The following is a 3,273-nucleotide window of genomic DNA, read 5'->3' as shown; positions in this document are numbered from 1 at the left end:
CGCGGCGTCGGTGAGCGTGACGGCGATGCCCCGCGCTCGTGGCGATGCGGGGCGGCCTCCAGCTTTGGTGACCAATGCCGCCGGTGCCGACCTTGGACTCGCTCGGCCGCGTGACGTCGATGCCGCCGAGGTCGTCGAACGAGCGCACCTCGGGGATGCGCTGCGCACCGGGGCGCGACGGCGGGCCGTCGTACAGCGCGTCGACGTCCGACAGCAGGACGAGCCGGTCGGCGTGCACCAGGTGCGCCACCAGGGCGGCCAGCCGGTCGTTGTCGCCGAAGCGGATCTCGCTGGTCGCGACGGTGTCGTTCTCGTTGACGATCGGCACCGCGCCGAGCTCGAGCAGCTTCGCGAACGTCTGGTAGGCGTTGCGGTAGCGGCTGCGGCGCGTGACGTCCTCGACGGTCAGCAGCACCTGGCCGGTGGTCAGGCCGTGCTGGGCGAAGCGCGCGGTGTACCGCGCGACCAGGCGTCCCTGCCCGACGCTCGCGGCCGCCTGCTGCGTGGCCAGGTCGCGGGGGCGCGTGGCCAGGCCCAGCGGGGCCAGGCCGGCGGCGATGGCGCCGGAGCTGACCAGCACCACCTCGTCACCGCGCTGCGTCGCCTCGGCGAGGGTGTCGACGAGCGCGTTGAGCCGCTCCGGGTCCAGTCCCCCGCCGACGGTCGTCAGCGACGACGACCCCACCTTGACGACGAGCCGGCTCACCGCTGCCCGTCCTCCACGTCCTCGGCCTGCGCCGCGTCGGCGTCCTCGTCATCGTCCAGCTCGTCGTCGCCGATCTCGAAGACCTGCACGCCGTCGTACTCGTCGAAGGACGTCCAGTCGTCGCCGTCGCCGGCCTCGGACGACTCCGCGTCCTCGTCGGCGAAGGGGCTGACGTACTCGGGCGGCTCCTCGCCGCGCTCGCGCGCCTCGCGAGCCGCGATCTCCCACGCGCGCCGGGCCAGCAGCTCCTCGCGGCGCTCGCGGTTGGTGCGGCGCATGTTCTGCTCCAGGCGCAGGTCCTCGCCGCGGCGCGAGCAGCTCGGCCCCGGCGACGTTCTGCGGGTCGAAGTCGAACACGACGGCGTTGGACTCCTCGCCGATGACGACGTCGTCACCGGCCTCAGCGCCCAGCTCGAGCAGCCGCTCCTCGACGCCGAGCCGGTTGAGCCGGTCGGCCAGGAAGCCGACGGCCTCGTCGTTGCCGAAGTCGGTCTGGCGCACCCAACGGGTCGGCTTCTCGCCGCGGACGATCCACTGCCCGCCCTTGTGCTCGATGGTGAACTCGTCGCCCACCCCGGCCTCGGCCTGGGGACGCAGCACGATGCGCGTCGCCTCGACCTGCGGCTTCTTGGCCCGCTCGGCCTCCACGATCGCGGCCATCGCGAACGACAGCTCGCGCAGGCCCTGGTGGCTGGCGGCCGAGACGTCGAACACCCGCAGGCCGCGCTCCACCAGGTCGTCGCGCACGAAGCTCGCGATCTCGGCGGCGTCCGGCACGTCGGTCTTGTTCAGCGCGACCAGGCGCGGACGGTCCTCGAGGCCGCCGTAGCGGGACAGCTCGTTCTCGATGACGTCCAGGTCGGTCAGCGGGTCGCGCCCGGGCTCGACGGTGGCGCAGTCGATGACGTGCACGAGCGCGGCGCAGCGCTCGACGTGGCGCAGGAAGTCGTGGCCCAGGCCGCGTCCCTCGCTCGCGCCCTCGATGAGGCCGGGGACGTCGGCGACCGTGAACGTGGTCGAGCCGGCCGTCACGACGCCCAGGTTCGGCACCAGCGTCGTGAACGGGTAGTCGGCGATCTTCGGCCGGGCCCGCGACAGCGCCGCGATGAGGCTGGACTTGCCGGCCGACGGGAAGCCGACCAGGCCGATGTCGGCCACGACCTTGAGCTCGAGGACGATCGTGCGCTCCTCGCCGGGCTCGCCCATGAGGGCGAAGCCGGGCGCGCGGCGCTTGCTCGAGGCGAGCGCGGCGTTGCCGAGGCCGCCGCGGCCGCCCTGGGCGATGACGAGCTCGGTGCCGACGCCCACGAGGTCGGCGAGCACCTCGCCGTCCTGCGTCGTGACGACGGTGCCGTCGGGCACCTTGAGCACGAGGTCGTCGCCGTTGGCGCCCGAGCGGTTGCTGCCGGCACCGTGGCCGCCGCGCCCGGCACGCCGGTGCGGCTCGTGGTGGTAGTCGACCAGCGTGGTGACGTCCTGCGCGACCCGCAGGATCACGCTGCCGCCGTGGCCGCCGTTGCCGCCGTCGGGACCGCCGAGCGGCTTGAACTTCTCGCGGTGGACCGACGCGATGCCGTTGCCGCCCGCACCGGCGGCGACGTGCAACGTCACGCGGTCCACGAACGTGGGGATGGCCACGACTGAGCTCCTCGAACGAAAGGGGTGGGAAGAGGAAAGGGGCAGCCCGCGTGGTGCGGACTGCCCCTCTCAGGTCACGTGCGCCGGACTAGAGCTCCGACGGGACGATGTTGACGACCTTGCGACCACGACGCGTGCCGAACTCGACCGCACCGGCCGACAGGGCGAACAGCGTGTCGTCGCCACCGCGGCCGACGTTGGTGCCGGGGTGGAAGTGCGTGCCGCGCTGGCGGACGATGATCTCGCCGGCGCTGACGACCTGGCCGCCGAAGCGCTTCACGCCGAGGCGCTGGGCATTGGAGTCGCGGCCGTTCTTGGTGGAGGCGGCGCCCTTCTTGTGTGCCATCTTCTAAGCCCCTACTTCTCGATCCCGGTGATCTTCACCTGGGTGTACTTCTGACGGTGACCCTGGCGCTTCTTGTAGCCGGTCTTGTTCTTGTACTTCTGGATGATGATCTTCGGGCCCTTGGTGCCACCGAGGACCTCGGCCGTCACCGTCAGCTTGCCGAGCGCGTCAGCGTCCGACGTGACGGCGTCGCCGTCGACCAGCAGCACGGCGGGCAGCGTCAGGGTGTCGCCCTCGGACGCGGCGACCTTGTCGATCTCGATGACGTCACCGACGGAGACCTTCTGCTGGCCGCCGCCACTGCGCACGATTGCGTACACCACGGGATTCCTCACTGTGTCAATGCGTTCAGGTCGCGGTCCGACGGTGCCGGGCACGCGAAGACGGTGCGGCGAAAGGCGCACCGAGGGTCGAGTCTACTGATCGGTGCCCTCGTCGGTCAAAACGGGCTCCGTCACAGTCGTCGGCAGCTCGATCGGCTTGGGGGCCCCGGCCGAGCGGCTGGACGAGCGACGGCGCGGACGCGACGTGCTGCGGACCGGCGCCGAGACGACCGGACCGGTGCGGACCGGCTCCGGCGTCG

Annotated in this window: 3 protein-coding genes and 1 pseudogene; all 4 read right to left on the bottom strand. The window is 72.1% G+C overall.

What is annotated here, in order from left to right:
• Window positions 1–706, bottom strand: a 706-nt coding sequence (proB, locus tag AC2W7G_RS12335) for a glutamate 5-kinase (RefSeq protein WP_485868698.1), incomplete at its 3' end; no start/stop codon positions are given.
• Between the two features lie 119 nt (window positions 707–825).
• A pseudogene (gene obgE / locus AC2W7G_RS12330) lies at window positions 826–2,344 on the bottom strand (GTPase ObgE); the annotation flags it as partial.
• A gap of 88 nt (window positions 2,345–2,432) precedes the next feature.
• A complete protein-coding gene (gene rpmA / locus AC2W7G_RS12325; RefSeq protein WP_485868697.1) occupies window positions 2,433–2,690 on the bottom strand; it encodes a 50S ribosomal protein L27 in 258 nt (85 codons plus the stop codon).
• Window positions 2,691–2,701: 11 nt separating this feature from the next.
• Window positions 2,702–3,010 (bottom strand): 50S ribosomal protein L21, encoded by a 309-nt coding sequence (rplU, locus tag AC2W7G_RS12320; protein WP_485868699.1) that lies wholly within the window; start codon window positions 3,008–3,010, stop codon window positions 2,702–2,704.
• Between the last annotated feature and the right edge of the window lie 263 nt (window positions 3,011–3,273).

It is taken from the genome of Aeromicrobium sp. PFPM2_SD2 (assembly GCF_057364525.1).
Note: the sequence above shows the minus strand (reverse complement) of the source record. Positions and strands in the feature narration are given on the sequence as shown.

Coding starts and splice junctions, on each gene's coding strand:
- rpmA (WP_485868697.1), bottom strand. CDS start 2,690: ATGGCACACAAGAAGGGCGCCGCCTCCACCAAGAACGGCCGCGACTCC.